Source organism: Aureimonas jatrophae, from assembly GCF_900104035.1.
In the GTDB taxonomy this organism is placed as follows: domain Bacteria; phylum Pseudomonadota; class Alphaproteobacteria; order Rhizobiales; family Rhizobiaceae; genus Aureimonas; species Aureimonas jatrophae.
The window spans coordinates 290,466-316,599 of sequence record NZ_FNIT01000005.1 but is presented as its reverse complement, the minus strand read 5'-3'; the positions used below and the strand labels follow the sequence as shown (position 1 = coordinate 316,599).

24 protein-coding genes are annotated in these 26,134 nt (G+C 69.1%); 8 read left to right on the top strand and 16 right to left on the bottom strand.

What is annotated here, in order from left to right:
• The gene (locus BLQ76_RS13265; protein WP_090673986.1) at positions 1 to 1,035 is read left to right on the top strand and encodes an ABC transporter ATP-binding protein; all 1,035 of its coding nucleotides are present in this window, start codon (positions 1 to 3) and stop codon (positions 1,033 to 1,035) included.
• A complete protein-coding gene (locus BLQ76_RS13260; protein WP_090673983.1) occupies positions 1,028 to 2,071 on the top strand; it encodes an ABC transporter ATP-binding protein in 1,044 nt (347 codons plus the stop codon). Before BLQ76_RS13265 ends, BLQ76_RS13260 begins: the two co-directional genes overlap by 8 nt.
• Before the next feature lie 59 nt (positions 2,072 to 2,130).
• On the opposite strand, the gene BLQ76_RS13255 is transcribed toward BLQ76_RS13260, so the two are convergent.
• The 3 genes from BLQ76_RS13255 to BLQ76_RS13245 all read right to left on the bottom strand — a co-directional run bounded on the left by BLQ76_RS13255 (position 2,131) and on the right by BLQ76_RS13245 (position 5,238).
• Positions 2,131 to 2,922, bottom strand: a complete 792-nt coding sequence (locus BLQ76_RS13255; protein ID WP_090673981.1) for an ATP-binding cassette domain-containing protein — start codon at positions 2,920 to 2,922, stop codon at positions 2,131 to 2,133.
• Positions 2,922 to 3,995 carry an ABC transporter permease gene (locus tag BLQ76_RS13250; protein ID WP_090673979.1) on the bottom strand — a complete coding sequence of 358 codons (1,074 nt, stop codon included), beginning with the start codon at positions 3,993 to 3,995 and terminating at the stop codon, positions 2,922 to 2,924. Before BLQ76_RS13250 ends, BLQ76_RS13255 begins: the two co-directional genes overlap by 1 nt.
• A 211-nt stretch (positions 3,996 to 4,206) precedes the next feature.
• Entirely contained in the window at positions 4,207 to 5,238 is a 1,032-nt protein-coding gene (locus tag BLQ76_RS13245; protein ID WP_090673977.1) for a sugar ABC transporter substrate-binding protein, read from the bottom strand.
• A gap of 225 nt (positions 5,239 to 5,463) precedes the next feature.
• On the opposite strand from BLQ76_RS13245, the gene BLQ76_RS13240 reads away from it, so the two are divergent.
• Positions 5,464 to 6,705 (top strand): ROK family transcriptional regulator, encoded by a 1,242-nt coding sequence (locus BLQ76_RS13240; protein ID WP_342028259.1) that lies wholly within the window; start codon positions 5,464 to 5,466, stop codon positions 6,703 to 6,705.
• A 4-nt stretch (positions 6,706 to 6,709) separates the two neighbouring features.
• On the opposite strand, the gene BLQ76_RS13235 is transcribed toward BLQ76_RS13240, so the two are convergent.
• From BLQ76_RS13235 to BLQ76_RS13225, 3 genes are all read right to left on the bottom strand, one after another.
• Positions 6,710 to 7,171 carry an NfeD family protein gene (locus BLQ76_RS13235; protein ID WP_090673973.1) on the bottom strand — a complete coding sequence of 154 codons (462 nt, stop codon included), beginning with the start codon at positions 7,169 to 7,171 and terminating at the stop codon, positions 6,710 to 6,712.
• A gap of 6 nt (positions 7,172 to 7,177) precedes the next feature.
• Positions 7,178 to 8,194, bottom strand: coding sequence for an SPFH domain-containing protein (locus BLQ76_RS13230; protein WP_090673971.1), 1,017 nt, complete (start codon positions 8,192 to 8,194; stop codon positions 7,178 to 7,180).
• A gap of 112 nt (positions 8,195 to 8,306) precedes the next feature.
• The gene (locus BLQ76_RS13225) at positions 8,307 to 9,914 is read right to left on the bottom strand and encodes a bifunctional metallophosphatase/5'-nucleotidase (RefSeq protein ID WP_090673968.1); all 1,608 of its coding nucleotides are present in this window, start codon (positions 9,912 to 9,914) and stop codon (positions 8,307 to 8,309) included.
• Positions 9,915 to 10,109: 195 nt separating this feature from the next.
• Here BLQ76_RS13225 and BLQ76_RS13220 point away from each other — a divergent pair, with 195 nt between their 5' ends.
• Positions 10,110 to 12,290 (top strand): malate synthase G, encoded by a 2,181-nt coding sequence (locus BLQ76_RS13220; protein WP_090673965.1) that lies wholly within the window; start codon positions 10,110 to 10,112, stop codon positions 12,288 to 12,290.
• A gap of 36 nt (positions 12,291 to 12,326) precedes the next feature.
• Positions 12,327 to 12,776, top strand: a complete 450-nt coding sequence (locus tag BLQ76_RS13215) for a YqaA family protein (RefSeq protein ID WP_090673963.1) — start codon at positions 12,327 to 12,329, stop codon at positions 12,774 to 12,776.
• An 88-nt stretch (positions 12,777 to 12,864) separates the two neighbouring features.
• On the opposite strand, the gene BLQ76_RS13210 is transcribed toward BLQ76_RS13215, so the two are convergent.
• Positions 12,865 to 13,653 (bottom strand): L,D-transpeptidase, encoded by a 789-nt coding sequence (locus BLQ76_RS13210; protein ID WP_170842583.1) that lies wholly within the window; start codon positions 13,651 to 13,653, stop codon positions 12,865 to 12,867.
• A 240-nt stretch (positions 13,654 to 13,893) separates the two neighbouring features.
• Here BLQ76_RS13210 and BLQ76_RS13205 point away from each other — a divergent pair, with 240 nt between their 5' ends.
• Positions 13,894 to 14,301 carry a MerR family transcriptional regulator gene (locus tag BLQ76_RS13205; protein ID WP_090673961.1) on the top strand — a complete coding sequence of 136 codons (408 nt, stop codon included), beginning with the start codon at positions 13,894 to 13,896 and terminating at the stop codon, positions 14,299 to 14,301.
• Between the two features lie 70 nt (positions 14,302 to 14,371).
• A complete protein-coding gene (locus BLQ76_RS13200; protein ID WP_090673959.1) occupies positions 14,372 to 14,878 on the top strand; it encodes an MmcB family DNA repair protein in 507 nt (168 codons plus the stop codon).
• A 146-nt stretch (positions 14,879 to 15,024) separates the two neighbouring features.
• On the opposite strand, the gene BLQ76_RS13195 is transcribed toward BLQ76_RS13200, so the two are convergent.
• The 5 genes from BLQ76_RS13195 to BLQ76_RS13175 all read right to left on the bottom strand — a co-directional run bounded on the left by BLQ76_RS13195 (position 15,025) and on the right by BLQ76_RS13175 (position 21,534).
• Positions 15,025 to 15,564: an ActR/PrrA/RegA family redox response regulator transcription factor gene (locus BLQ76_RS13195; protein WP_090674145.1), complete on the bottom strand. Its 540-nt coding sequence runs from the start codon at positions 15,562 to 15,564 to the stop codon at positions 15,025 to 15,027.
• A 99-nt stretch (positions 15,565 to 15,663) separates the two neighbouring features.
• Positions 15,664 to 17,049: an ActS/PrrB/RegB family redox-sensitive histidine kinase gene (locus BLQ76_RS13190; RefSeq protein ID WP_139184011.1), complete on the bottom strand. Its 1,386-nt coding sequence runs from the start codon at positions 17,047 to 17,049 to the stop codon at positions 15,664 to 15,666.
• A gap of 69 nt (positions 17,050 to 17,118) precedes the next feature.
• Complete coding sequence (gene hrpB, locus BLQ76_RS13185) at positions 17,119 to 19,620, bottom strand: ATP-dependent helicase HrpB (protein WP_090673957.1); 2,502 nt, start codon at positions 19,618 to 19,620, stop codon at positions 17,119 to 17,121.
• A gap of 43 nt (positions 19,621 to 19,663) precedes the next feature.
• On the bottom strand, positions 19,664 to 20,332 hold the full coding sequence (locus BLQ76_RS13180) for a DUF1345 domain-containing protein (protein WP_090673955.1): 669 nt from the start codon (positions 20,330 to 20,332) through the stop codon (positions 19,664 to 19,666).
• Positions 20,333 to 20,343: 11 nt separating this feature from the next.
• Positions 20,344 to 21,534, bottom strand: coding sequence for an ABC transporter substrate-binding protein (locus BLQ76_RS13175; protein WP_090673953.1), 1,191 nt, complete (start codon positions 21,532 to 21,534; stop codon positions 20,344 to 20,346).
• Positions 21,535 to 21,686: 152 nt separating this feature from the next.
• Here BLQ76_RS13175 and BLQ76_RS13170 point away from each other — a divergent pair, with 152 nt between their 5' ends.
• Complete coding sequence (locus BLQ76_RS13170) at positions 21,687 to 22,451, top strand: SDR family NAD(P)-dependent oxidoreductase (RefSeq protein ID WP_090673951.1); 765 nt, start codon at positions 21,687 to 21,689, stop codon at positions 22,449 to 22,451.
• A 6-nt stretch (positions 22,452 to 22,457) separates the two neighbouring features.
• Here the strand turns inward: BLQ76_RS13170 and BLQ76_RS13165 are convergent, their stop codons facing one another.
• The 4 genes from BLQ76_RS13165 to dnaJ form a co-directional block, all read right to left on the bottom strand.
• Positions 22,458 to 23,063 carry an HdeD family acid-resistance protein gene (locus tag BLQ76_RS13165; RefSeq protein WP_244519610.1) on the bottom strand — a complete coding sequence of 202 codons (606 nt, stop codon included), beginning with the start codon at positions 23,061 to 23,063 and terminating at the stop codon, positions 22,458 to 22,460.
• A gap of 124 nt (positions 23,064 to 23,187) precedes the next feature.
• Positions 23,188 to 23,733, bottom strand: coding sequence for an NAD(P)H-dependent oxidoreductase (locus BLQ76_RS13160; RefSeq protein WP_244519620.1), 546 nt, complete (start codon positions 23,731 to 23,733; stop codon positions 23,188 to 23,190).
• 17 nt (positions 23,734 to 23,750) lie between these two features.
• On the bottom strand, positions 23,751 to 24,377 hold the full coding sequence (locus BLQ76_RS13155; RefSeq protein ID WP_090673943.1) for a class I SAM-dependent methyltransferase: 627 nt from the start codon (positions 24,375 to 24,377) through the stop codon (positions 23,751 to 23,753).
• 85 nt (positions 24,378 to 24,462) lie between these two features.
• Positions 24,463 to 25,611 carry a molecular chaperone DnaJ gene (gene dnaJ / locus BLQ76_RS13150; protein ID WP_090674140.1) on the bottom strand — a complete coding sequence of 383 codons (1,149 nt, stop codon included), beginning with the start codon at positions 25,609 to 25,611 and terminating at the stop codon, positions 24,463 to 24,465.
• Positions 25,612 to 26,134: the final 523 nt, after the last annotated feature.

Here is a 26,134-nt window from a genome sequence, read left to right as displayed (position 1 = left end):
ATGACTGACACGACCAAGCCGCCGGTGCTCGAACTGGCGAACTACTCCGTGCGCTTCGCCACGCCCGACGGCGAGGTGAAGGCCGTCAGCGACGTCGACTTTGCGATCCATGCCGGCGAAACGCTGGCGATCGTCGGCGAGTCGGGCTCCGGCAAGTCGCAGACCTTCAACGGCGTGTTCGGTCTCCTGGCGCGCAACGGCCGCACGGAAGGCGAGGCGCGCCTCGATGGTCGAAACCTTCTGGCCATGAAGCCGAGCGAGCTCGACCGCTATCGCGGGCGCGACATGGCCATGGTGTTCCAGGACCCGATGACGGCGCTGAACCCCGTCATGAAGATCCGCCGCCAGCTGGCCGAAACGCTGGAGGTGCATCAGGGCGTAGCTCGCCGCGAGGCGGAGCGTCAGGCGCTCGCGATGCTGAAGCGCGTCGGCATTCCCGATGCCGAGCGGCGGATCGAGCAGTATCCCCACGAACTCTCAGGGGGCATGCGCCAGCGTGTCGTGATCGCCATGGCGCTCCTGTGCGCGCCCAAGGTCATCGTTGCCGACGAGCCGACCACGGCGCTCGACGTCACCATCCAGGCGCAGATCCTCGAGCTCTTCGCGGAAGCCACCGCCGGCTCGGGGACCGCCCTCGTTCTCATCACCCACGATCTCGGCGTGGTGGCGGGCGTCGCGACGCGTATCGCCGTCATGTACGCGGGGCGCGTGGTGGAGGAGGGGACGGTGGACGACGTGTTCCAGGCCCCCGCCCACCCCTATACGGCTGCGCTTCTCGCCTCGATCCCGCGCGTCGACCGCGATGCCGAGACCGTGGAGCCCATCCCCGGCCGCCCGCCCAACCTCATCCACCCCCCGAAGGGCTGCGCCTTCCATCCGCGCTGCCGGGCCGCGGTCGAGCGCTGCGTTGCCGAACGCCCGCCCTTGGAGCGCGTCGCGCGCGAGGGCACGGGACCGCGCCGTGCGGCCTGCTGGCGGCCCTTCGCGCTGGCCGATCGGGGAACCGCCGCTCAAGGGTCGCTCGCCCATGTCTGACGCCCAGCCCATTCTCGACGTCCGCCACCTGTCGACCCGCTTCAACCTGCGCGGCAAGGGCCTGTTCGCCAAGTCCCAGACCCTGAAGGCGGTGAACGACGTCTCGTTCTCGGTTCGCGAAGGGGAGACCTTGGGCGTTGTCGGCGAGTCCGGCTGCGGCAAGTCCACGCTGGGCCGCTCGATCCTGCGCCTCATCGAGCCGACGGAAGGTTCGGTGGTGTGGCAGGGGCGCGAGCTGACCGAGCTGTCGGCAGCCGACATGCGCCGGGCGCGGCGCGACCTGTCGATCATCTTCCAGGATCCGATCGCCTCGCTCGACCCGCGCATGACGGTGGGCGACATCATCGCCGAGCCTTTGCGCGTCGCCGAGCCGAACCTCGGTCGAGCCGAGCGCCGCGCCCGCGTCGAACGCGTCATGGCCGAGGTCGGCCTCGTGCCCGAGATGATCAACCGCTACCCGCACGAGTTCTCGGGCGGCCAGGCCCAGCGCATCGGCATCGCGCGGGCCATCGTCACCGAGCCCAAGCTCATCGTCTGCGACGAGCCGGTCTCGGCGCTCGACGTGTCGATCCAGGCGCAGATCGTGAACCTCCTGCGTGACCTTCGCGAGCGGCGCGGCCTGACGCTGATCTTCATCAGCCACGATCTGTCGGTGGTGAGACTCGTCTCCGACCGGATCCTCGTCCTGTATCTCGGCCGCGTCGTCGAGACGGGCCCGCGCGCCGCCGTGTTCGAGCGCCCGGCCCACCCCTACAGCCGCGCGCTCCTGTCGGCCGCCCCCATTCCCGATCCGGCAATCGCCCGGACGCGCAAGCGCACCGTCCTCCAGGGCGATCCGCCGTCGCCGGTGAACCCGCCGTCGGGCTGCGCCTTCCGCACGCGCTGCCCGATCGCGGAGGCGATCTGCGCGAGCGATTCGCCGCAGTTGCGCGCCGTGGAGGCGGGCCACGAGGCTGCCTGCCACTTCGCCGGCGAGGAGGCGGCCCGGCGCATGCGGGCCAAGGAGGCCCCGGCGCTGGAGGTGCTGGCGGGCTGAACGAAAAAGGGCCGGTCCCCGGACCGGCCCGTCTTCGCGTTCGCTCGCTCGCGGTCCGATTAGGCGGCCATCATCTCCGCCTCGGGCGTCTTGGCGCCCGTCATCAGGGCGACCGCGTCCGACATGGAGATGGACTTGGGATCCACCACGCAAAGCCGCTTCGACAGGCGGTGGATGTGGATGCGGTCCGCGATCTCGAAGACGTGCGGCATGTTGTGCGAGATCAGGACGATCGGCAGGCCGCGCGAGCGCACCTCGAGGATGAGGTCGAGCACCTTGCGCGATTCCTTGACGCCGAGCGCCGCCGTCGGCTCGTCGAGGATCAGCACCTTCGACCCGAAGGCCGCCGCGCGCGCCACCGCCACGCCCTGCCGCTGGCCGCCCGACAGCGTTTCCACCGGCTGGTCGATGTTCTGGATGGTCATCAGGCCGAGCTCGTTCAGCTTCTCGCGGGCGATGCGCCGCATCGCCGGCTTGTCGAGCATGCGCAAATACTGGCCGAGCGGGCCCGGACGACGCATCTCGCGGCCGAGGAACATGTTGTCGGCGATCGAGAGCGCCGGCGAGAGCGCGAGCTGCTGATAGACCGTCTCGATGCCGGCGTCGCGCGCGGCCTGCGGATTGGCGAAGGTCGCCGGCTGGCCGTCGAGCTTGATCTCGCCCGCGTCCGGTATCACGGCGCCCGACAGCGCCTTGATCAGGGTCGACTTGCCCGCGCCGTTGTCGCCGATCACGGCCAGGATCTCGCCGGGGTAGAGGTCGAAGTCGGCGTTGTCGATCGCGACCACGCGGCCGTAGCGCTTCGAGAGACCGCGTGCCTGCAGCACGGGCTGGTTGCCGAGATGTGCCATTACGCCGAGACCTTCCGGATCCACTGGTCGGCCGCCACCGCCAGGATGATGAGGGCGCCCACCGTCAGGCGCGTCCACTGCGGATCGGTGCCGTAGATCCGCAGGCCCATGGCGAAGACGCCGACGATCAGCGCGCCCACCAGCGTGCCGAGCACCGAGCCTCGGCCACCGAACAGCGAGGTGCCGCCGATCACCACCGCCGTGATCGCCTGGATGTTGGCCTCGTAGCCCGATGTGGGCGAGACCGAGCCGATGCGCCCGATCAGCGCCCAGCCCGCAAAGGCGCAGATCAGCCCCGACACCGCGTAGACCGAGATCAGCACGCGGTTGGAGCGGATGCCCGACAAGCGCGCGGCGTCCTCGTCGTCGCCGATCGCATAGACGTGTCGGCCCCAGGCCGTGGTGTTCAGGATGTAGTAGAACAGCGCGACCAGCGCGAGCACGGCCACCACCGCGTAGGTGAACACCGCGCCGCCGATCTGGAACGTGCGCCCCAGGAACTGCAGCATCGGTGCGGCCGCTTCCACGTCCTGGGCCCGGATCGTGGCGTTCTGCGTGTAGATGAAGTTGATGGCCTCGAACACGAACCAGGTGCCCAGCGTCACGATGAACGGCGGCAGGCGCACGCGCGCCACCAGGAAGCCGTTGAGGGCGCCGCACAGCGTGCCGACCGCCAGACCGATGGTGAGGGCGAGCGGTGCGGGCACGCCGTTCACCACGGCCAGGTTGCCCATGATCACCGAACTCAAGACCATGATCGCGCCCACCGACAGGTCGATGCCGGCCGTCAGGATGATCAGGGTCTGCGCGACGCCCACGATGCCGACGATCGCCACCTGCTGCAGGATCAGCGTCATCGTGAAGGCGTTGAAGAAACGGCCCCCGATCAGGAGGCCGAACACCAGGATGCCGAACAGGAGCACGATCACCGGCACCATGGTCGGATTGCCGTGCAGGAAGTGCTGGAGATGCTGAAGCGGCGTGCGACCGCGCGCGGAGAAATCCGCCACCCGCGTGTCGCTGTTCGCCAACCCCTGCTCGAAGTCGCTCCCCTTGCGGGTCGTCTCGCTCATGTCTGCGGCCTCCCTGGCGCTCGGGTCGGGCTCGGGGTGCCGCGGGGCTGCCGCCCCGATCCCCGCCCGGGAATGAAGTCCCGGACCCTTTCCTTCTTTTGATGTGTCTTTTCGATCTCGGGCAGGGCTGGAGGCCCCGCCCGAGATCGAACACTCTTCAAGAGAAGAGGGGTTCAGGGGACATCATGTCCCCTGCCGTGGCATCCGGGGTTCAGCCCCAGCAGGCCTTGGCGGCGGCAGCCGAGTCCATGGACTTCACGCCCTCGGCAGGCTGGTCGGTGACGAGATCGACGCCCGTGTTGGTGATCTGGAGACCTTCCGAAGCCTGCGGCTTGGCACCCGACTCGGCGAAGCGCTTCACCGCCTCGACGCCCTGGGAGGCCATCTTGAGCGGGTACTGCATCGAGGTCGCGCCGATCACGCCGTCCTTGACGTTGGCAATGCCCGGGCAGCCGCCGTCCACCGACACGATCGTCACCTTGTCCGCGAGGCCGAGGCCCTTGAGCGCCTCGTAGGCACCGGCGGCGGCCGGCTCGTTGATCGTGTAGACGAGGTTGATCGAGGGGTCCTTCTGGAGAAGGTTCTCCATGGCCTGGCGGCCGCCTTCCTCGTTTCCGTTCGTGATGTCGTGACCGACGATGCGCGGGTCGGCCTCGTCGCCCACCACGTCCTTGTTCTTCACGTCGATGCCGAAGCCCTCCATGAAGCCCTGGTCACGCAGGACGGCGACGGAAGGCTGCTGGGGCGTGAGGTCGAGGAAGGCGATCTTCGCATTCGCGGCTTCAGCGCCCATCTTGGCCTTGGCCCACTGGCCGATCAGGACGCCCGCCTCGTAGTTGTCGGTGGCGAACGTGGCGTCGGCCGAGGTCAGGGGCTCGAGCGGGGTGTCGAGCGCGATCACGATGAGGCCGGCATCGCGCGCCTTCTGCACGGTCGGCACGATGCCCTTGGTGTCGGAGGCCGCGATCAGGATGCCCTTGGCCCCGCCCGCGATGCAGCTTTCGATCGCCTGGACCTGGCTGTCGGAGTCGCCGTCGACCCGCCCGGCATAGCTTTGCAGGTTGATGCCAAGCTCCTTGGCCTTCGCCTCGGCGCCTTCCTTCATCTTCACGAAGAACGGGTTGGTATCGGTCTTGGTGATCAGGCACACCGTGATCGGCGACTGGGCGGTCGCCGGTGCGGCCAGGGCGGCAAGACCCAGCGCACCCAGGGCGGCGGACGCAAAAAGCTGACGAAGCTGCACGATGGAACATCCTCCCGGAAGACGGCCGACCGAAACCCGCACGCAGCGGGGACTTTCGAGTCGCGCCGGATACGGACCTCCTCGTCCGCATCCTTCGCGCCGATCTGACAAACTGCCGACGAGCTTGTCAATCGATAACTCACGGGGATTTATTTATTGACAGTCGGAGCCCGAGGGACGAACCCTTGGGAGCACGGACGTCCGCCAGAGACGGGGAGGAAGGATGTGGCAGAGGCCTCGGAGACGTTGGAGATAGAGCCGTTGCGGCCGTTGGAAGGGCCCGACGGCACGTTGCGGGGCTCGAATCAGGCCAGCCTGCGGGCGCACAACGAGCGGGCCGTCCTGTCGCTCATTCGCCGTCACGGTGCCCTGGCGAAGAGCGAGATCGCCCGGCTGTCCGGCCTTTCGCCGCAGACGGCGTCCGTGATCATGCGCCAACTCGAACGAGACGGGCTCGTGCTGTCGGGCGAGCCGCGCCGTGGCCGCGTCGGTCAGCCCTCGGTGCCGATGCGCCTCGATCCGGACGGTGCCTTTTCGCTCGGGCTGAAGCTCGGGCGGCGCACCAGCGAGATGGTGCTCATGGACTTCGTCGGGCAGGTCCGCGAAAGCCGCGCGATCCTGTATCGCTATCCGCGCCGCGACGATATCCTGCGCTTCGTGTCGGAAGCCGCGCACGACCTGCGCGCGACGCTGCCTCCCGCGCTGCGCCGTCGCATCGCGGGCCTGGGTGTCGGGCTCCCCTTCGAACTGTGGTCTTGGGTCGAGGCGAACGGTGCCCCGCTCGAGGAACTCGACGCCTGGCGCGATCTCGACGCGGCCGCCGAGATCGCGGCGCTCACGGGCGAGAGCGTCTTTCTGGCCAACGACGTGACGGCGGCCTGCGGTGCCGAGCAGGCCTTCGGCCGCCAGCCTTCAGCGGACTACGTCTACTTCTTCGTCGGGGCCTTCGTGGGCGGCGGCATCGTGATCGATGGCAGCCTCGTGGCGGGGCGCCTCGGCAATGCCGGTGCGCTCGGGTCCATGCCCGTGGCCGGACCGAAGGGGCAGGGACGCGTTCAGCTGATTCACGCCGCCTCGATCCATGTTCTGGAACGCATGGTGGAGGACGAGGGGGGCGAGGGCGTCGACCTGTGGCGACGCGATGCGGACTGGACGGGCCTCGGAGCGGCCCTCGACCGCTGGATCGCCACGGCAGCGCAGGGTCTGGCCGAGGCGATTACCTCGGCCACCGCCGTCTACGACTTCGAAGACGCGGTGATCGACGGCTCGTTTCCCGCCGGCGTGCGGTCTCGCCTCGTCGCGGCCGTGCGCGAGGCGCTGGCGGGCATGGAGCGGCGGGGCCTGTCGCCCGTGGGGGTGCGTGAGGGGACGATCGGTCGGTCGGCGCGCGAGGTCGGCTCGGCGAGCCTGCCCTTCTTCGCCAAGTTCCTGCTCGATCATCGCGTGCTTCTGACCGAACGCGGCTGAACGCTCACTCGGCGCCCGGGGGCGGCTCGGCCGAGACGCGCAGGACGGCCCCCTCCACGCCCGTCACCCGTACGCGACTCCCGGCCGGGAGATCGGGTCCTTCCGCGATCCACCATCCGTCCTCGATCGCGACCCGGCCGCGTCCGCCGCTGATCGCCTCGCTGACCACGGCCTGGCGACCGACCAGACGCCCGGCGCCCCGGTTGGGTTCGCGCGAGAGGGCGTCAGGCGCCGACCGCCGCTGCCCGTACCAACGATGGCCGATCAGCGTGACGGCGGCCGAGACCACCGCGAACCCGATCACCTGGCTCTGCCAGGACAGGTCCGGCACGACGAGAGCGTTGAGTCCGATCACCAGGGCGGCGATGCCGAAGAAGAAGAGATAGACGCCGGGCGCGAAGACCTCGGCGCCGAGCAACACAAGGCCGAGAATCCACCAGCCCGCGCTGGTCATGAACGCCGTCATCGCGCGTCAGTCCCCTTGCGCCGGAACCGCGAAGCTGGGCGTCCGCGGCACCGTCGCGGGTGGTGTCCTCAAGGCAGCCGGAGGAGCCCGTCCGCCGGTCTCCGGGAAGGTCGCGCGCGCGATCTCGGCAATGCCGCCGATCGCCCCGATCAGCGACGAGGCCTCCAGCGGCATCAGGACGACGCGCTGGTTCGGCGCCGACGCGATCTTGGCGAGCGCGTCGGTGTAGCGCTGGGCGACGAAGTAGTTGATCGCCTGGACGTCGCCGGACGCGATGGCCTCGGAGACGAGACGCGTCGCCTTGGCCTCGGCTTCCGCCAAGCGCTCGCGCGCTTCGGCCTCGCGAAACGCCGCCTCGCGCTTGCCCTCGGCCTCGAGGATCTGCGCCTGCTTCTGCCCTTCCGCCTTGAGGATCTGGGCGTTGCGCTTGCCCTCGGCTTCCAGGATCTCGGCGCGCTTCTCGCGCTCGGCCATCATCTGGCGCGCCATGGAGTCCACGAGGTTCTTCGGCGGGTTGATATCCTTGATCTCGATGCGCGTGATCTTGATGCCCCAGGAATGGGCGGCCTGATCCACCACGCGCAGGATGCGCTCCGAGATCGTGTCGCGGTTCGACAGGAGGTCGTCGAGGTCCATCGAGCCCATGACCGAGCGGAGGTTGGTCATCACGAGGTTCAGGACGGCGTATTGGAGGTTCGACACCTCGTAGGCGGCCGCCGAGGCATCCAGCACCTGGTAGAAGGCGACGCCGTCGGCGGCGACCGAGGCGTTGTCGCGCGTGATGACCTCCTGGGTCGGCACGTCGAGGACCTGCTCCATCATGTTCATCTTGTGCCCGATCCGTTCCACGAAGGGCGTGATCAGGTTGAGGCCGGGCGTCAGCGTGCGCACGTAGCGGCCGAAGTTCTCGACCGTATAGTTGTAGCCCTGCGGCACGATCTTGACCGTCGAGGCGACCACCACGAGCGCGACAAACAGAAGAACGACAACGAGGATGCTGCCAAGGCCGATGAACTCCAGCATACGTATCGCTTCCTTGCGCTGACGGGCTCCGGGCGGTTCTATCCGATCGGCGCGCGAAATGCGCCCCGGAACCACGCGCCGTGCGCGAGGTCCCGGGGCGGCGATCCGGCGATCAGTCGATCTCGCGGATGCGGCCGTCCGTGTGCGGCTTGTAGGCGCCGCCCTGCGCCTGCAGGTAGCTTACCACCACGTCCTCCATGTTCGGACCGTAGTCGTAGGCATTCTTGGCCTTCTCCGCGAAGACCTTGTAGCCGTCGCCGCCCTGGCGCAGGAAGTTGTTGGACACGACCGTATAGGTCGCCGCCGGGTCGATCGGCACCCACTCTCCCGCATCGTTCTTCACGCGCACCGCCTTGATGCGGTCGACACCCGCCTGCCCCTTGCGCGACCAGTCGAACTGGAGACCGGCCACCTGCGGGAAGCGCCCCGCCGTCTCCTCGATCTGGCTGACGCCGTTCTCGAGTGCGGCCCGGATGTCGGCGCCCGTCAGCTGAAAGGTCGCGACCGTGTTCTGGAAGGGCAGGACGGTCAGGATCTCACCCATCGTGATCGGACCGGCGTCGATCGAGGCGCGGATGTTGCCGCCGTTGCCCATGGCGATCGTCACGCCCTGGTCTCGGGTGCGATCGAGAATCGCATCGGCCACGAGATTGCCGCCCTGGCATTCGCCGAGGCGGCACCGCTCGCGCGCACCGTCGATGGGCTCCGCCGTTTCCGCCACGACCTTGGAGCGGATTTCCTCCAGCGGCTTGGCGAGTTCGGCGACGCGAGCCTTGATGGTCTCGTCTTCGGCGACCGTCGCATCGAGCAGGATCGGCGCGCCTTCCGCCTTCGTGACGCGGCCCGCGTCGTCGAAGGAGACGCGCAGCTCGCCGAGATACTTGGAATAGGCATAGGCCTGGACGATCGGCACGTCGGCGCCGGAAGGTCCCTTCACCATCGTGGGATAGGGACCGGCGGCCTTCGGGTCGGTGGACGACAGGAGCGTGTGCGAGTGGCCGCCGACGATCACGTCGACCTCGGGCACCTCGGCCGCGAGGCGCTTGTCCACCTCGTAGCCGGAATGGCTGACGAGGATGATCTTGTTGATCCCTTGTGCCGTCAGGCTCGCCGCCTCGCGCTTGGCCGCCTCGACCGGATCCTGGAAGTCGATCGACTTGCCGGCCGCGGTCAGCTCCTGGTTGTCGCGCGGCGTCAGGCCGATGAGGCCGATCCGCTCGCCGTTCTTCTCGATGATCGTGGAGGGCTTCACCAATGCGGCAAGCGCCGGCTCGCGCGCCATGTCGGCGTTGGCCATCAGCATGGGAAACTTCGCGGCGCTGGCAAACGCCTGGATCACGGGCACGCCGTCGTCGAACTCGTGGTTGCCCACCGCCATCGCCTCGAAGCCGAGGCGGTTCATCATCTCGGCCGAATCCTTGTCCCGGTAGTAGGTGTAGAACAGGGAACCCTGGCTCTGGTCGCCGGCGTCGAGCAGGAGCGTCGGCCCGTTGCCCGCACGCGCTTTCGCCGCCTCGATGGCGGTCGCGATGCGCGCGATGCCGCCGAAGCAGCTCTTCTCGTCCGCCGCCTTCTGCGAGCAGGGGCCGTCGTACTTGTCGATCGGCTCCATGCGCGAGTGAAAGTCGTTGATATGCAGGATCGTCAGGTCGAAGGCGTGAGCGGCCGGAAGGCTCGCGCCGCTCAGAAGGACGGCCAGGCCGAGGATCGCGGGCTTCATCGTGGATCGTGTCCTTTGAAAGATGCGGGGGCCAGTGTGGTCGCCGCGTCGCCGGTTTGGCAACCGCGAAGCGCAGCCTGACTTACGAGGGATCGGTAAAGTCCGTTTGACACCGCACCCGGCGATGCGGGACACCCGGCACGACAGGCGACGCGCCGCATCGGACCGACGCATCCGGAAACGGGAGAGGGACCCATGACACAGTATAGCGAGATCCATTCCCTGCGCGTCGCCGCCGAGCTTCGCCGCTTTGCCGAGGACGAGGCCTTGCCCGGGACCGGCATCGAGGCGGACCGCTTCTGGCGCTCCCTGTCCGAGCTTCTGCAGGATCTCGGTCCTCGCAACCGCGAGCTTCTGGCGACACGCGACACGTTGCAGGCGCGGATCGACGACTGGTGCCGCCAGAACCAGGGAAGCGCGGTGAACGGCGAGGCTGCCGAAGCCTTCCTGCGCGAGATCGGCTACATCGTGCCCGAGGGCGCGCCCTTCGCGGTGGAGACCGACAACGTCGATCCCGAGATCGCGAGCATCGCCGGTCCGCAGCTCGTGGTGCCGGTCCTCAACGCCCGTTTCGCCCTGAACGCGGCGAATGCCCGCTGGGGCTCGCTCTACGATGCGCTCTACGGGACCGACGCGATCTCGGAGGATGGCGGGGCGGAGCGCGGCGGGCGCGCCTACAACCCGAAGCGCGGCGAGCGCGTCGTGCGTTGGGCGCGCGACTTCCTCGACCGGTCCGCGCCGCTGAACGGGGCGTCCTGGAGCGATGCGCGCGCCTTTCACGTCGAGAAGGGACGCCTTCTTGCGACGCTCGAGGACGCGCGCCAGGTGCCGCTTGCCGATCCCGCGCAGTTCGCCGGCTATCGCGGCGAGGTCGACGCCCCGACCGCGCTGCTGCTCGCGACGCACGGCCTTCATGCCGAGGTGGTGATCGACCGCACCTCGCCGATCGGCTCGACCGATCCGGCCGGTATCGCCGACGTCGTCCTGGAATCGGCCGTCACCACGATCCAGGACTGCGAGGACTCGGTCGCCGCGGTCGACGCCGAGGACAAGGTCGCCGTCTATCGCAACTGGCTGGGTTTGATGCGCGGCGACCTCGCCGACACGTTCCAGAAGGGCAGCGAGAGCGTGACGCGCCGGCTCAACAGCGATCGTGTCTACACCGCGCCCGACGGCTCGCAGCTGACGCTGCCCGGTCGCTCGCTCATGCTGGTGCGCAACGTCGGCCACCTGATGACCAACCCGGCCGTGCTCATGGCTGACGGGCAGGAGGCGCCGGAAGGGCTGCTCGACGCGATGTTCACGGTGCTCTGCGCCATGCACGATCTGCGCAAGACGGAAGGGCCTCGCAACTCGCGCGCCGGCTCGATCTACGTCGTGAAGCCCAAGATGCACGGGCCCGACGAGGTGGAATTCGCCGACGAGACCTTCTCGCGCGTCGAGTCCGCCCTCGGCCTCGAGCCCTACACGGTCAAGATGGGCATCATGGACGAGGAGCGCCGCACTACGGTGAACCTGTCGGAGTGCATTCGCCGGGCACGCCACCGCGTCGTATTCATCAACACCGGCTTCCTCGACCGGACCGGCGACGAGATCCATACCTCGATGGAACTCGGGCCCATGATCCGCAAGGGCGACATGCGCCAGGCGACCTGGATCAAGGCCTACGAGGACCGCAACGTCGACACGGGGCTCGCTAGCGGCCTCAAGGGCCATGCCCAGATCGGCAAGGGCATGTGGGCCATGCCCGACAAGATGGCCGACATGCTCCAGCAGAAGATCGGCCATCCCCGGAGCGGCGCCAACACGGCTTGGGTGCCGAGCCCGACCGCCGCGACGCTGCATGCCACGCACTACCACGAGGTCGACGTGGCGGCCGTGCAGGCGAAGCTCGAGGGCGAGACGCGCACCAAGCTCTCCGAGATCCTGACGATCCCGATCGCGGTACGCCCGAACTGGAGCCCCGAGGACGTCCAGGCCGAGCTCGACAACAACGCGCAAGGGATCCTCGGCTACGTCGTGCGCTGGATCGACCAGGGCGTCGGCTGTTCCAAGGTGCCCGACATCAACGATGTCGGCCTCATGGAGGACCGCGCCACGCTGCGCATCTCCTCGCAGCACATCGCCAACTGGCTGCGCCACGGCGTCGTGACGGAGGCACAGGTGGTGGAGACCCTGCGGCGCATGGCCGGCGTCGTCGACCGGCAGAACGCGGGCGATCCGCTCTATCATCCGATGGCGGCCGACTTCGACCGCTCGGTCGCCTTCCAGGCCGCGCTCGATCTCGTGCTCAAGGGTCGCGAGCAGCCGAACGGCTACACCGAGCCCGTGCTTCATCGCCGTCGCCAGGAGCGCAAGGCGCAGCTTGGCGCCTGACGCCTGTCCGGCGAGGCCGGCAGCAGCCGGCCTCTCGTGACCGCCGAACTCTCGGCCTATGCGGCGCTGTTTGCGAGCGCCCTTGTCGCCGCGACGCTATTTCCGGCGTCGTCGGAGGCGGTGCTCGTCGGCCTCCTCGTGTCCGGCACGGGCGACCCCTGGTGGCTGGTCGCGGTCGCGACGCTTGGCAACACGCTCGGCGGCGTCGTGAACTGGGTCTGCGGCCGCACCCTAGCGGCCCAAAGCCACCGGCGCTGGTTTCCCGTGTCCTCCGACAAGCTCGAGCGGGCCGCAGGCTGGTTCCAACGCTTCGGCCTGCCAGCCCTCATGTTCACCTGGCTGCCGGTGGTGGGCGATGCGCTGACGGTTGTCGCCGGCATGCTTCAGGTTCCGCTCGGCCGCTTCGTCGCTCTCGTCGGCCTCGGCAAGGGCCTGCGCTACGCGGCGCTAGCCGCTGCGACGCTGGCCAGCCTCGGTACGGGCTGAGCGTCCTCATGCCATCCAAGAAAAAGGCCGGACGTCTCCCCCGAGACGCCCGGCCATCAGCGGGTCCCCCGCTTCGAAACTGTGAGCCTTACGAGGCGGTCTTCGCCGCGCCTTGCGCGATGCGACGGCCCCCACGATAGTCCTCGAGCCTGTCGTTGCCCTGGAGCACGATCACGCGCGCGTTCATCGGCACGCGGTCGTAGAGATCGACGATGTCCTGGTTGATCAGGCGGATGCAGCCCGACGACATGGACTTGCCGATCGACCACCATTCCGGCGTGCCGTGCAGGCGGTAGAGCGTGTCCTTGTTGCCCTGGTAGAGGTAGAGGGCGCGGGCGCCGAGCGGGTTCTGCAGGCCGGGATTCATGCCGACCTCGTTGCCGTAGGGCTTGAGCTCGGGACGGCGCGCGATCATCTCGACCGGCGGAAACCACTTCGGCCAGTGCTGCTTGTCCTTGATCTCGGCCTCGCCGGCCCAGGCGAAGCCCGCCTTGCCGACGCCGATGCCGTAGCGCATCGCCGTGCCGCGCGGCTCGATCACGTAGAGGAAGTGGCTCTTGGTATCGACTACAACGGTGCCCGGCTCGAAGCCCTCGCCGTTGTAGACGACGCGCTGGCGCAGGAACTGCGGGTCGACCTTGTTGGTCGGAATGGCCGGAAGCTTGAACCCGCCGTCCTCGATCGAGGCATAGGCGGTCAGCTCGACGGGCCCGAGCGGTCCGCCCCAGTTCATCTGCTCGGCGGGCGAGGGCGACACGAAGGCCTGGGCCATGGGGGCGGCCGGCGCGAGCGCCGCGCGCTGCGTGGTCGAGCAGGCGCCGAGCGCCATCATGGCAAGAAGGGAGACGCCGAGGAGAGGCAGTCGGGAGGCGATCATGGGCGGGCGTCCGGTACGGCTGTTGGGTCGAGCGGCCGGGCGGTCGCGACGAGGGACCAGGAGCGCCCGCAGCGGGACCGCAACCCTGGTACGCCGCCGTGAATCGCGAGGCAACGGCCGGAGTAGAGCGCGTCATGCTTAAGGAAATCTTGTTGCCCGCTCGACACAGTTGACTTGCCCGACCTGTGCGGCATTTGCACAACGGACCGGCTGAAAAGGCTGCTGTTCCGGGGGCTTGGCATGAATATCGGTGAGGCGGCCCGACGGTCCGGACTGCCGCCCAAGACCATCCGCTACTACGAGGAGGTCGGGCTGCTCGCGCCTGCCCGGGCCGCGAACGGCTATCGCGACTATGCCGAGCGCGACGTCCATATCCTGCGGTTTCTCCAGCGCCTGCGTTCGCTAGGCTTCACGACCGATGAGGCCCGTCGGCTCCTCGCGCTCTACGGGCCCTCCTCCTGCAACGTGGAGACCACGCGTCACGTCCACCGCCGGCTGGCGGAGATCGACGGCAAGATCGAGCAGCTCCTGTCGCTGAAGCGAGCGCTGGCCGCCCTGGCGTCCCGCAAGGCCGACGAGCCGGCACCGGACTGCCCCATGCTGGAAGACGCATCCGACGTCACGATCCGGATGGCTCGGCCGGCCTGACGGACGGCGGGCCTGTTGGTCGCAGGCGGCGGTCTTGAAGCGGGACGCGGGAAAGCGTTAACGATTTCCCATGCCTCTCGTCTCCCTTCGCGCCCGTGATCCGATGATCGACGGGCGCCAATCCGAACGCGCGCTCTTGGTGCGGCGCGGCGTGCAGCGGCTTCTCATGAAGATGCGCGTCTCGGTTCTGCCCGAGATCCCGCTGAGCGGCGGCCGGCGTGCCGATCTGATCGGCATCGGCGAGAAGGGCGACGTGCTGATCGTCGAGATCAAGTCCTCGATCGAAGACTTTCGCAGCGACCGCAAATGGCCCGAATACCGTCTGCACTGCGACCGGCTTTATTTCGCGACCCATCCCGGGGTGCCGCTCGACATCTTCCCGGACGAGTGCGGTCTCATGCTGTCGGACGGCTACGGCGCCGAGATGATCCGCGAGGCGCCCGAGCATCGGCTCGGCGCGCCTGCTCGCAAGGCGCTGACCCTGCGCCTCGCTCGCCTTTCCGCCGACCGTCTTCTGCGTGCGGAATGGATCGCCAACGGTGCCGCGCTCAGCGGCCTGCCGGACGCGGACGAGTAGGCGACCGGATCACCGGAGCGAGTGTTCGTCCTCGATCGCGCCGGGCATGATCCCGATGCATGGGCCCTGCGGATGCGTCTTGCATGCAAAAGGGGCCACTCGGGCCCCTTTTGCATACGGAAACACTTCACGACCGGGACGGCCCGTCAGCGCGGCGCGCGCTTGGCGAGGATGCGTTGGAGCGTGCGGCGGTGCATCGAGAGGCGGCGGGCCGTCTCGGACACGTTGCGGTCGCAAAGCTCGTAGACGCGCTGGATGTGTTCCCAGCGGATCCGGTCGGCGGACATCGGGTTCTCGGGCGGCTCGGCCTTGGTGTCGGGGTCGCGCATCAGCGCGCCGATCACCTCGTCGGCGTCGGCCGGCTTGGCGAGATAGTCGATCGCGCCGAGCTTCACCGCCGTGACCGCGGTCGCGATGTTGCCGTAGCCGGTGAGCACCACGACCCGGGCGTCGGGCCGCGCGCGGCGCAGCGCCTCGATCACGTCCAGACCGTTTCCAGCGCCCAGCCGCATATCGACCACGGCGTAGGCCGGTGCGCTCGAGCGCAACGCCGCCACGCCCTCATTCACGCTTTCCGCCGTGCAGACATCGAAGCCCCGCTGCTCGAAGGCACGCGCCAGCCGGGTCACGAACGGACGATCGTCGTCCACGAGAAGAATCGAGCGGTCGCCCTCGGGAAGCCGCATCGGCGCCGGTGTCGCGCCTTGATGTTCGATCAGCATCACATCACTCCCTTCGATACCGAAGATGGCTACGCGGACACGCATTTTCAACGTTTCGACGGGTCACCGGGAGGGGGCGACGAAGGCGTCCTCCGGCGTGATGGGCGCGCCGCTTTCGCGATGCGGCACGTCCAGACCTGCCCGCGCCCACGAAACGGAAACGCTGGCACCGGGTCCGTCGCTTTCCGATCTGTTGGCGAAATGTATCCGGGCCCCCGAACGTTCCAGAAGCGTCTTGGCGATGAAAAGCCCGAGGCCCAGCCCGCCACCGGAGTTGCGCGGGCCCGCCTCGCGCGTCGCCATGTAGGGGTCGCCGATACGGCCCAGCACCTCGGGCGGAAAGCCGGGCCCGTCGTCGCGCACCGTGATCTCGACGCGCTCCGCGGACCAGCTGAGATCGATCACGACCTCGCCGGACGCGAAGTCGACGGCGTTCTCCACGATGTTGCCGAGACCGTAGAGAATACCGGCGTTGCGCCGCATCACCGGTTCCGGACCCTCGCGGTACCGGCCCTCGACGCGGATCGTCACGCCGAAATGACGGTGGGGCGAGGCGATCTCTTCGACCAGCGAGGGAAGCGGCAGTCGGGCCATATGCTCCTCGGACGAGGACGAAAGGGTCGACAAACGCTTCAGGATCTCGCGGCAGCGCTCGGTCTGCGTGATCAGGAGATCGACGTCCTCGCGCAACGGGTCGCCGCTTTGGGTCGTGCGACCCATCTCCTTGGCGACGAGCGCGATCGTGGCGAGCGGCGTGCCGAGTTCATGGGCGGCGGCTGCGGCCAGCCCGTCGAGGGCGGAAAGGTGCTGCTCGCGCTGGAGAACGAGTTCGGTTGCCGCCAACGCGTCCGACAACATCCGCGCCTCGGCGGCGACGCGATGAACGTAGAAGGCCGAGAAGACCAGCATCGTCACCAGCGCGAACCACAGGCCGCCAAGATAGGGGAGCGGCAGGTTGAACGGCGCGTCGTGGGGCCAGGGAACCGGCAGGTGCGCGAAGGACAACAGGGTTGCGGCCAGCAGCGCGAGCACGCCGAGCGCGACGGTCAGTCGGGCGGGCTGCGTCGCAGCCGCGATCACGACCGGCACGATCAGGAAGATCGCAAACGGGTTCTGGACGCCGCCCGTCAGCATCAGGAGGGCTGCGGGTTGCAGGATGTCGTAGGTAAGCAGGATCGCGGCGGCGCGGGGTGTCAGCCGGTAGCTGCGCGGGAAACGCAGCGACAAGCCGATGTTGAGCGCAACCGACAGGCCGATCAGCGCGAAGCAGGCGAAAACCGGATAGGGATACCAAAGCCCCCAGGCGACAAACACGCAGGATGCCGTCTGTCCGCCGACCGAGAGCCAGCGCAGGCGCGTCAGCGTGGCGAGCCGCAGCCGCTCGGCGGCCGCGCGCCCCGGCCAATCGGGCGGACCCGGTTCGAACTCGGCGGTGGTGGAGCGGTTCATCATGCGAACCGCAGATAGCACGAGCTTCAGCGGCGGAAAGATGCGGCGCATCAACGCTTTGCGCCCGCGTCAGCCTCGCGGCTTGGCACGTGCCGTCGGCAGCGCGGCAGCGGGATCCTCTGGCCAGGGATGGCGCGGGTAGCGACCGCGCAGGTCGGCTCGAACGTCGCGCCAGGAGCCGGCCCAAAAGGCGGGCAGGTCCTTCGTGATCTGGATCGGCCGCGAGGCGGGCGAGAGAAGCTCGAGCGTCAACGGCAGCCGCCCGCCTGCGATCGCCGGGTGGACCGTCAGTCCGAAGAGCTCCTGGACGCGGATCGCCAACACCGGTCCGTCCTTCTCGTAGCGGATCGGATGCGCATGGCCGGTGGGAGCGGTGAAATGCGAGGGGGCGAGCGCATCGAGCCGGGTGCCGGGTGGAACGAGGCTCTGGAGCGCGGTCCGCAACTGGCCGGGCGTGATCGCACCGAGCGCGGTCACGCCCGGCACATAGGGCAGAAGCCAGGAACCGAGACCCGCCAGAAGCGCATCGTCGTCCAAGGCCGGCCAGTCCGGTTCGGCGGACGCGGCAAAGCGCATCCGGCGCAGGAAACGCTCGGTCTCGTTGTCGAAGGGCAGGGACCTCAACCCCAGGCTCCGGGCGCCGTCCATGAGGGCGAGCCCCGCATCCTCTCCTGGGGGAAGCGCGATCGGCTGCTCCGACAGGATCGCGCGGCCCAGGCGTCGCCGGCGCCGTCCCCGCACGGAGCGCGAAGCGGGGTCGAACACCACGGCGTCTTCCTCCACGGCGCGGGCACGCAGGATCGCGTCCAGCGCCTCGCGGTCGAGGACGGCCGCCGCACGGATCGTTCCGACGCGGGCCTGCGCGTTCTCGCTTTCGCCGAGATCCGCCACCACCAAGGCCGGGACGCGCGCCAGGGCGTCGCGCTCGTCGATCCGCGCGCCGCGGCCGTTGGACAGGATGAACTGCCCCGGTGCGCCGCGCGGGATCGCGATCCGGTCGGGATAGGCGAGGGCGAGGAGGCGGGCCGGGTCGGCGTCGCTCTCGCGGTGGCCGAGATCCCCCTCCGGCACCGAGGCGGCGATCCTGCGCGCCAGCGCTGCGGCGTCGCGGGCGCGTGCGCCATCCTCGGCTCGCCAGCGGCGCAGGCGCTCCGCTAGGTCAGGCGAGGGACCGCCGAGCCCGGGCTCCGACAAGAGCACCGCGAGCCGCGACGCGAGGTTGCGGGCCTCGCCGACCGCGGCGCCCGCCACCATGCGAGCCAGCCGCGGGGCCAAGGGCAGGAGGCGCATCGCCTCGCCCATCGCGGTCAGGCGGCCCGTCTCGTCGAGCGCGCCGAGATCGCGAAGAAGCGCGGCGGCCTCGGCCAGTGCGGCGGCCGGCGGCGGGTCGAGGAAGGGAAGGTCGGCCGGCGAGCGCGCACCCCAACTGACGGCGTCGAGCGTCAGCCCGGACAGGTCGGCACTCAGGATCTCCGGCCGGTCGAAGGGTTGGAGCGCGCCGCTCTGCTCGGCGCGCCACAACCGGATCGCCGTGCCCGGCGCCGTGCGCCCGGCGCGGCCCGCGCGCTGCTCGGCCGAGGCCAGCGAGACGCGAACGGTCTCGAGGCGCTGCAGGCCGGTCGCGGGCTCGAACCGGGGCTGCCGCTTGAGCCCCGAATCCACCACCGTCGTCACGCCGTCGATGGTGATCGAGGTCTCCGCGATCGTGGTGGCGAGCACGACCTTGCGCCGACCGGCGGGCGCCGGTCGAATGGCCTCGTCCTGCGCAGCTGGCGGCAGCGCGGCGTAGAGCGGGCAGAGCGTCGTGTCGCCCGGCAGGCGGGAGCGCAGCTTCTCGGCCGTGCGTTCGATCTCGAAGGCGCCCGGCAGGAAGGCCAGGATCGAGCCCGATCCCGCCGCCAGCTCGTCGAGGATCGTACGGGCGACCTCGTCCTCGACCCGCGCTCCGGGTTCGGGCGCGCGGTGCCGGATCTCGACCGGAAACGCCCGTCCCTCGCTTCGGATCACTGGGGCGTCACCCAGGAGACCCGCCACCCGCGCACCGTCGAGCGTCGCGGACATGACAAGGATCCGAAGGTCCGGCCGCAAGGCGCCGGCGGCCTCCAGCGCAAGCGCCAGTCCCAGGTCCGCGTCGAGCGAGCGCTCGTGGAACTCGTCGAACAGGACGGCGGAGACGCCGGACAGTTCGGGATCGGCAAGAAGCAGGCGCGTCAGTACGCCCTCCGTCACGACCTCGATGCGGGTCGAGGCCGAGACGCGCGTATCCAGGCGCATACGCCAGCCGACCGTTTGTCCCGGCGCCTCGCCGAGAAGCTGCGCCATGCGCGAGGCGGCGGCACGGGTCGCCACGCGGCGTGGTTCGGCCAGGAGGATGCGGCCCTCGGGCAGGGAGGCCAGAAGATGGAGCGGCGCCAGCGTCGTCTTGCCGGCGCCCGGCGGAGCCACGAGCACCGCGCGGTGCGGCGCTTGCTCCAGGGCGCGCGCGACCTCCGGCAGAACAGCCGAAACCGGCAGCTCGGGCCATGGGGTGCCGGTCCCCGCTTTCACGGTCTGATGGCGCGTCTGGCTCATGGCTTGCGTTGTGGCGGCCGGGTCGATGCTTGTCCAGCGCCCGTCAGATCAGGCTGGCGCCCACGTTGACGGCCAGCGCCAGGATCGTCGTGTTGAAGAGAAAGGCGAGCGCGGTGTGCACGAGCACGAGCTTGCGCATGGGACGCGAGGTCACCGAAACGTCCGAGGTCTGGCAGGCGGCGCCCATGGTGAAGGCGAAGTACAGGAAGTCCGCATAGTCCGGATCGCGGTCGTCGCCCGGAAAATCGAGGCCGCCTTCCGCTGCCGCGTCGCCATAGTAGCGCCCCGCATAGTGCAGGGCCATGGTGACCTGCGTGACGGTCCAGGACAGGAGGATCGTCACGCCCGCGAGCGTCAGGCTTTGCGTCGAGGGCGCGGTGTCGGCCGCGGAGCCGCCGGTGGCTGAAGCGCCGCCGCCATGCAGTTCCGCCGCGATGGCGACAAACGAGAAAGCCACCGCAAGCGTCGTCAGAAAGAGGATCGCGGCCGCTCCCTCGTCCTGCGCCCGCGCGTGGCGCCGGATGAGACCGGCATCGGCGCGCGCCGTCATGCGGGCCACAAGAGCGAGATAGATCGAGACCGCACCGTCCCACGCGAGCAGCGCGATCGTCGACCAGCGCATCGAGCCGGGAAGGACCAGGGCGATCAGCATCGCCACAGCGAGCGCCACCAGAAGGCGCGGCCGCGAACGAAAGCCGGTCACGAGACGCATCCCGCTCTCCGTCAGCCGCCGTAGCGCCGCTGCCATTCCGCGCGAAGCGGGGCGGTCCAGCTCGGATGCAGCGGCTGGATCACGAGGTTCATTCCCGGACCGTCGGGCTGGCCGGCGGCTTCCCCGAAGGCGGCGAGCCGCTCACGAAAGGCGGGAGCCAGCCGTTCCGGCGCCAGGATCGTCGGCTCGCCCCAGATCGCCGGATCCGCCTTTCGCACCTGCGCCTCAGGCGACAGGAGGAAGTTCGCAACGACCATCGCGCCATCCTTGGTGTCGCTCGCGGCCGGGATCGCAAGATAGTTCGCGCCGCCGATCGTGCCGCCCTCCAGCGCGAAACTGGCAACGCTCGCCGGCAGGGTGCCTCTGGCAATGACACCCGCCGCGGTGCCGGGATCCGTCGCGATCGCCACGGCGATTGCGCCCTCGCGCAGCAAGCCGATCTGCGCCGGCCCATCCGGTTGCTCGGTCCCCTCGCGCCAGCTCGTGGCGTGCAACGTATCGAGCCAGGCCCAAAGCGCCGCGGTGGTCGCCGCGACATCGCTCTCCCCGGCAGGCCGCCAGAGGATCGAGGGCTCCGGTGCGGTCATGAACAGGACCTGCTGCAGGAACAGAAGTCCGGCCGGATCGTCGGGTGAGGGAAAGGGCATGCTGCCGGGCCGCACCTGCGCCTGAAGCTGCAGGGCTTCCAGCGAGGACGGAAGGCCACCGGCCGGGGCCGGGTCGCGTGCGGTGTCAGCCAGGAACACGAGCCGCGTCGCGCCGGTCGGCACCTCGCGCCCATCGGTCAGCCGCGTCGCATCCATCAGGGCGGCCGGTTGGCGGGCCGTGTCGACGAGCCGCCAGTTCGGCAGGCGTCGGGCGAACGGCGGCGCCAATCGGTTGCCGTCGAGAAGGCGATGGAAGCTGCCGCCGCCCGTCGAAACCAGATCGGGCCCCTCGGCGCCCGCGTCCTCGACGCGACGGGCTGCCTCGTCGAGCGAGGTGACGGGCCGCGCGACGAGCACGACGCCGTAGAGACGCTCGATCTCGCCTGCAGCCCAGTTGAAATAGTTTCGCGCCGCCTCGCCGCCCACGAAGTCCATCTCGACCCGTTCGCCGCGCGCAGCCTGCTCCACCGCGGACCAGCCCTCCGCCTCCGCGGTGCCGCCGATCAACGTCGAAAGGAGAGCCAGGGCGATCGGCACCGTGCGGAGAAGGGGCATGACGAATGTCGGGTCCGAAACTCAGGTTATGCGGCATGGGGGGATGCCGCTATCGGCGACCTTCGGATAAAGAGGAGCGGAGACGCGTAAAATCAACGGTGCCGAGCCCACGAGGCTGGCCCGCCGGCGTCGCTGCAAGCAGGGAACCGCGCATGTCCGCCGACGCCGCCAATTCTACCGAGGGCCGCCGGATCCTGGTCCTGACCGGTGCCTCCCGCGGCATCGGTCATGCCACCGTGAAGCGCTTCTCGCGCGAGGGATGGCGCGTGATCACCTGCTCACGCCAGGATTTCGCGGTGGACTGCCCCTGGCCTGCGGGACCGGAAGACCACATCCGCGTCGACCTGTCGGATCCCGAGGACGTCGGCTTTGCCGTGTCCGAGATCCGCCAGCGCGTCGCGGCCGAAGGCGGCCGGCTGCATGCGCTCGTCAACAACGCCGCCATCAGCCCCAAGGCCGACAAGGGTGCGCGCATGGATTCCATCCGCACGCCGATGCACGTCTGGCGCGACGTGTTCCAGGTGAACTTCTTTGCGCCCATCATGCTGGCGAGAGGTCTTCACGCGGAACTGGCCTCCGCCGGCGGGGCGATCGTCAACGTCACCTCGATCGTGGGCAGCCGCGTCCACCCCTTCGCCGGCACGGCCTATGCCACGTCCAAGGCGGCGCTCGCCTCGCTGACACGCGAGATGGCGGCCGACTTCGGACCGGACGGCATCCGCGTCAACGCCATCGCGCCGGGCGAGATCGACACGGCGATCCTGTCGCCCGGCACCGAGAAGATCGTCGAGGCGATCCCGATGCGGCGTCTCGGCAAGACCTCCGAGGTGGCCGACATCATCTATTTCCTGTGCTCCGGCCAGGCGTCCTACGTGAATGGCGCCGAGATCCACATCAACGGCGGCCAGCACGTCTGACGGGCGTCAGGCGCGCCGGGACCCTCGCGCGTCGAGCGCGGCGAACAGCAGGCCGAGACCTGACGACAGAAGCGAGATGCCGAGGAAGACGCCACTCGCCCAGAGCGCCGTGCCCGGCAGGCCGAGCACGAGCAGGACGGCCAGCGCGATGTTCAGGACGCCAGCCAGGGCCGGCAGCCAGAAGCGAGCCGTGGACGGGCGAAAGGCGTTGGCGAGCGACAGCATGCTGAGACCCGACAGGAGGAAGTAGATCGCCAGCAGCGTCGTCAGCGTCACCGCGCCCGCGAACGGGTCGAACAGGATCATGACGCCCAGAACCAGGGCGAGCGCCGAGACGATGAGCCCCGACCAGAAGCCCGTCGATCCCCTTAGGCGAACGCTCGTCACGATGCCGACAACGCCCAGCACCAGGAGCAGCCAGCCGAAGAAGATCGCGGAGGCCAGCGTCGCGACCAGAGGCGCCAGAAGCGCCAGCACGCCAGCCAGCGCCATCAGGCCGCCCTGGAAGGCGTAGCTCTTCCAATGGTCGCCGAGATGGCGACGGATCCGCTGCTCGGTGCTGCGCATGGAGGGCGAGGGTGGGGCGGACGGGGTCGGCAGGGGCGTCGGCACGTGGGACACTCCAGATACGAGAAACGGCTTTCTGTTCGCGCGAAATGGACGGTGCGCGCACAGGTTCCGTCGCGGAGTGGGGCGAGGCGGGGCTTCACTCCCTGTCTGAGTAGGATGCCTGATCCTATCCTTGCCGACCGAGCGCACGCGCGTGGTCGAGAAGCGCGTCGAGTCCGGCATCCAGCGACGCGCCGTGGTCGCGCGCCAGGCGGCCCGTCGCGTCGTCCAGGATGGCGGTCCGGTCGAGAAGAATGGTCGGCGTGACGACCACGGCGCCCAGCGCGCTCAAACGCGTGCGCAGATCCTGCGCGCAGAGCGCACCACCGACGGGCCTGTCTCCGACGATCGCGAGCGCGACGACGAGGCGGCGGAACGCGGCATCACCCCCGATCGCCGCGATCCATTCCAGCGCGTTCAAAAGAAGCGCGGGCGCGCCGGCTCCCCGCTCGCGCGCGACGAGGACGAGGCCGTCCTGGAGGGCGAGCCGCCCGGCTATGAGGCGCGCGTTCTCCGGCGGCGGTGTCGCGTCGTCGTCCGGGTCGTCGAAGACCGGCAGCGGGTAGTCGGCCGGGTGCACCTGCGCGAGCACCACGTCGGTGACCGCCAGGCGGCGCATGACCTCTCCCGCCAGTAGGGCTTCCGGCGCGCGTGAGCGCGCCGAGCCCGCCAAGACCAGGATTCGGGCGCTCAATGGGCGAGCGCTGCGGTCTTGCGGTAGATCCAAACGCGGGCCGGAGGAATGTTGTCCCAAACGATCGGCGTCGAGGAGACCTCGAACACGCCTTCGATCGGCTTCACCGGCGGGGTCACGAGATAGGAAAGCTGCGTGATGTTGCCGCCGGGAACAAGGCGGTCGAGGTATCGTCTGAAAAGCGCCTGCCGCTCGGCCTGCGGCTTCGAGACGACCGGGATCGCCATTAGGATCGCGGCAAAGCGCGTGGCACCGCCATCTCCGAGCGTTTGGTCGAGATCGAAACCGTCGCCCCGGATCACGTTGACCCTCGGAAAGCGCTCGCGCAGCGTCCGCGCGAAGTCGGCATCGTACTCGATCGAGGTGATGCGCGCGGGATCGACGCCCTTGGCCAGAAGAGCGCGCGTCACGACGCCGAGGCCCGGGCCCAGTTCCAGGATAGGGCCGTCGAGATGCGTGGAGGCTGCCGCCGCCATGGTCGCGCAGTAGGTCGCCGACGATGGCGCGACCGCGCCCAGCGACAACGGCTTGCGGATCCAGGTGCCGAAGAAGCGAGCGAGGTCGGCGCGTCGCGCGCGCCGCTCCTCACGTCCACTCTGAGGGCCGGGGCGTAGGGCGGGCATGGGCGCTGCTCCATCGACGGTTGCCGCAACGCATCATGGCACGGGCTTCGACGCGACAAAAGATGTCGCGTCGAGAACATCTCGGTTACTCGCTGAGACCCTCGAAGAAGTCCTTCATGCGCGAGAAGAAGCCGGTCGACTGCGGCGAGTTCTCGGACGAGGAAATCTCCTCGAACTCCTCGAGGAGTTCGCGTTGCCGGCGCGACAGGTTCTGCGGCGTTTCGATCGAGATCTGGATGAAGAGATCGCCCGTCTGGTTGGATCGAAGCACGGGCATGCCGCGACCCTTCACGCGGAACTGCTTGCCCGATTGCGTTCCCTCGGGAACCTTGACGCGCGACTTGGCGCCGTCGAGCGTCGTCACCTCGAAGGTGCCGCCGAGTGCCGCCGTGGTCATCGAGACCGGCACCTTGCAGAAGAGGTCGGCTCCGTCACGCTGGAAGAACTCGTGCGGACGTACCGACAGGAAGATGTAGAGATCGCCGGCCGGACCACCGCGCAGGCCCGCTTCACCCTCGCCGGCAAGGCGGATGCGCGTGCCATCCTCGATACCGGCTGGGATATTGACCGAGAGGTTGCGCTCCTCGGGCAGGCGACCGTCGCCGCCGCACTTGCCGCAGGGGTCGGCGATGATCTCGCCGCGGCCCTGACAGGTCGGGCAGGTGCGCTCGATCGAGAAGAAGCCCTGCGCGGCCCGCACGCGACCGATACCGCCGCAGGTCGGGCAAGCCTTGGGCGCGGTGCCGGCCTTGGCGCCGGTGCCGTTGCAGACGTCGCACTGGATGGTGGTGGGGACGGAGATTTCGGCGGTCTTGCCCGCGAAGGCCTCGTCCAGGCCTATCTCCATGTTGTAGCGAAGGTCGGAGCCGCGTTCGCGCCCGCTCTGCTGGCCGCCGGCGCCCCGTCGGCCCTGGCCACCGCGCCCGCCCATCATCTCGCCGAAGATGTCGTCGAAGATGTCGGCCATGGACGAGGAGAAGTCGCCGCGGAACCCGCCGGCGCCGCCACCGTTCTGAAAGGCGGCATGACCGAAGCGGTCATAGGCCGCGCGCTTCTGCGGATCCTTGAGGACCTCGTAGGCCTCTCCGATCTCCTTGAAGCGGTGCTCGGCGGCGGAGTCGCCAGGATTCTTGTCCGGGTGGAACTGCATGGCGAGTTTGCGAAACGCCGCCTTGAGGGTCTTGTCGTCGCATGTCTTCGCGACGCCGAGCGTCTCGTAGTAATCGACCTTCACGGACACCGCTTCACCGTTCTCGCATCTGGACCAATGGCGCGACCGGCAAAACGGTCGCGTTGCCACGTACCGCTCCGCGGGGAGCGGCCGTCGGCGCTTTTCGCGCATGTAAGGGCTGCGCGGGGCCGTTACCATAGGCGGGTACAAGGTGAAAGGGTCGACAAGCGGTCGTGCTCTAGCCCCTGGACAGGCTCCGGTCAGGTTCGAAACGAGCCTTGGCTCCCGCAGGCGAGCGAATGAGGACGACGCGTCGCGAACCGTGGCGAAGAATGCCCGACCGGATGCTCGGTGCTGGCAGAACGCGGGCGGAGACAGATCGCACGCGGCGCGGCGACGCCATCTCCGGTAGATAGCGGAGGTCCGGTCGGCTCATCGTACCGACGGGAGCTTGCGCGTCTGGACGAGCTCGAGACACCGCGACCAGCGACACGCCCCTTGATTCCGGCGATGGGACCAAGACGGGCTCGGCCATGAGATCGGGCGCTTGAGCACGCCGGCTCATGTGACCGCCGGAACGAAAAAA

Excerpts from the sequence above, each read along its gene's own strand:
- BLQ76_RS13220 (WP_090673965.1), top strand. The coding sequence starts at position 10,110 with ATGACACAGTATAGCGAGATCCATTCCCTGCGCGTCGCCGCCGAGCTT.
- BLQ76_RS13195 (WP_090674145.1), bottom strand. The coding sequence starts at position 15,564 with ATGCGGCTTCCCGAGGGCGACCGCTCGATTCTTCTCGTGGACGACGAT.
- BLQ76_RS13155 (WP_090673943.1), bottom strand. The coding sequence starts at position 24,377 with ATGCCCGCCCTACGCCCCGGCCCTCAGAGTGGACGTGAGGAGCGGCGC.
- BLQ76_RS13260 (WP_090673983.1), top strand. The coding sequence starts at position 1,028 with ATGTCTGACGCCCAGCCCATTCTCGACGTCCGCCACCTGTCGACCCGC.
- BLQ76_RS13205 (WP_090673961.1), top strand. The coding sequence starts at position 13,894 with ATGAATATCGGTGAGGCGGCCCGACGGTCCGGACTGCCGCCCAAGACC.
- BLQ76_RS13255 (WP_090673981.1), bottom strand. The coding sequence starts at position 2,922 with ATGGCACATCTCGGCAACCAGCCCGTGCTGCAGGCACGCGGTCTCTCG.
- BLQ76_RS13225 (WP_090673968.1), bottom strand. The coding sequence starts at position 9,914 with ATGAAGCCCGCGATCCTCGGCCTGGCCGTCCTTCTGAGCGGCGCGAGC.
- hrpB (WP_090673957.1), bottom strand. The coding sequence starts at position 19,620 with ATGAGCCAGACGCGCCATCAGACCGTGAAAGCGGGGACCGGCACCCCA.
- BLQ76_RS13175 (WP_090673953.1), bottom strand. The coding sequence starts at position 21,534 with ATGCCCCTTCTCCGCACGGTGCCGATCGCCCTGGCTCTCCTTTCGACG.
- BLQ76_RS13235 (WP_090673973.1), bottom strand. The coding sequence starts at position 7,171 with ATGACGGCGTTCATGACCAGCGCGGGCTGGTGGATTCTCGGCCTTGTG.
- BLQ76_RS13170 (WP_090673951.1), top strand. The coding sequence starts at position 21,687 with ATGTCCGCCGACGCCGCCAATTCTACCGAGGGCCGCCGGATCCTGGTC.
- BLQ76_RS13190 (WP_139184011.1), bottom strand. The coding sequence starts at position 17,049 with ATGAACCGCTCCACCACCGCCGAGTTCGAACCGGGTCCGCCCGATTGG.
- BLQ76_RS13180 (WP_090673955.1), bottom strand. The coding sequence starts at position 20,332 with ATGCGTCTCGTGACCGGCTTTCGTTCGCGGCCGCGCCTTCTGGTGGCG.
- BLQ76_RS13250 (WP_090673979.1), bottom strand. The coding sequence starts at position 3,995 with ATGAGCGAGACGACCCGCAAGGGGAGCGACTTCGAGCAGGGGTTGGCG.
- BLQ76_RS13210 (WP_170842583.1), bottom strand. The coding sequence starts at position 13,653 with ATGATCGCCTCCCGACTGCCTCTCCTCGGCGTCTCCCTTCTTGCCATG.
- BLQ76_RS13265 (WP_090673986.1), top strand. The coding sequence starts at position 1 with ATGACTGACACGACCAAGCCGCCGGTGCTCGAACTGGCGAACTACTCC.
- BLQ76_RS13230 (WP_090673971.1), bottom strand. The coding sequence starts at position 8,194 with ATGCTGGAGTTCATCGGCCTTGGCAGCATCCTCGTTGTCGTTCTTCTG.
- BLQ76_RS13200 (WP_090673959.1), top strand. The coding sequence starts at position 14,372 with ATGCCTCTCGTCTCCCTTCGCGCCCGTGATCCGATGATCGACGGGCGC.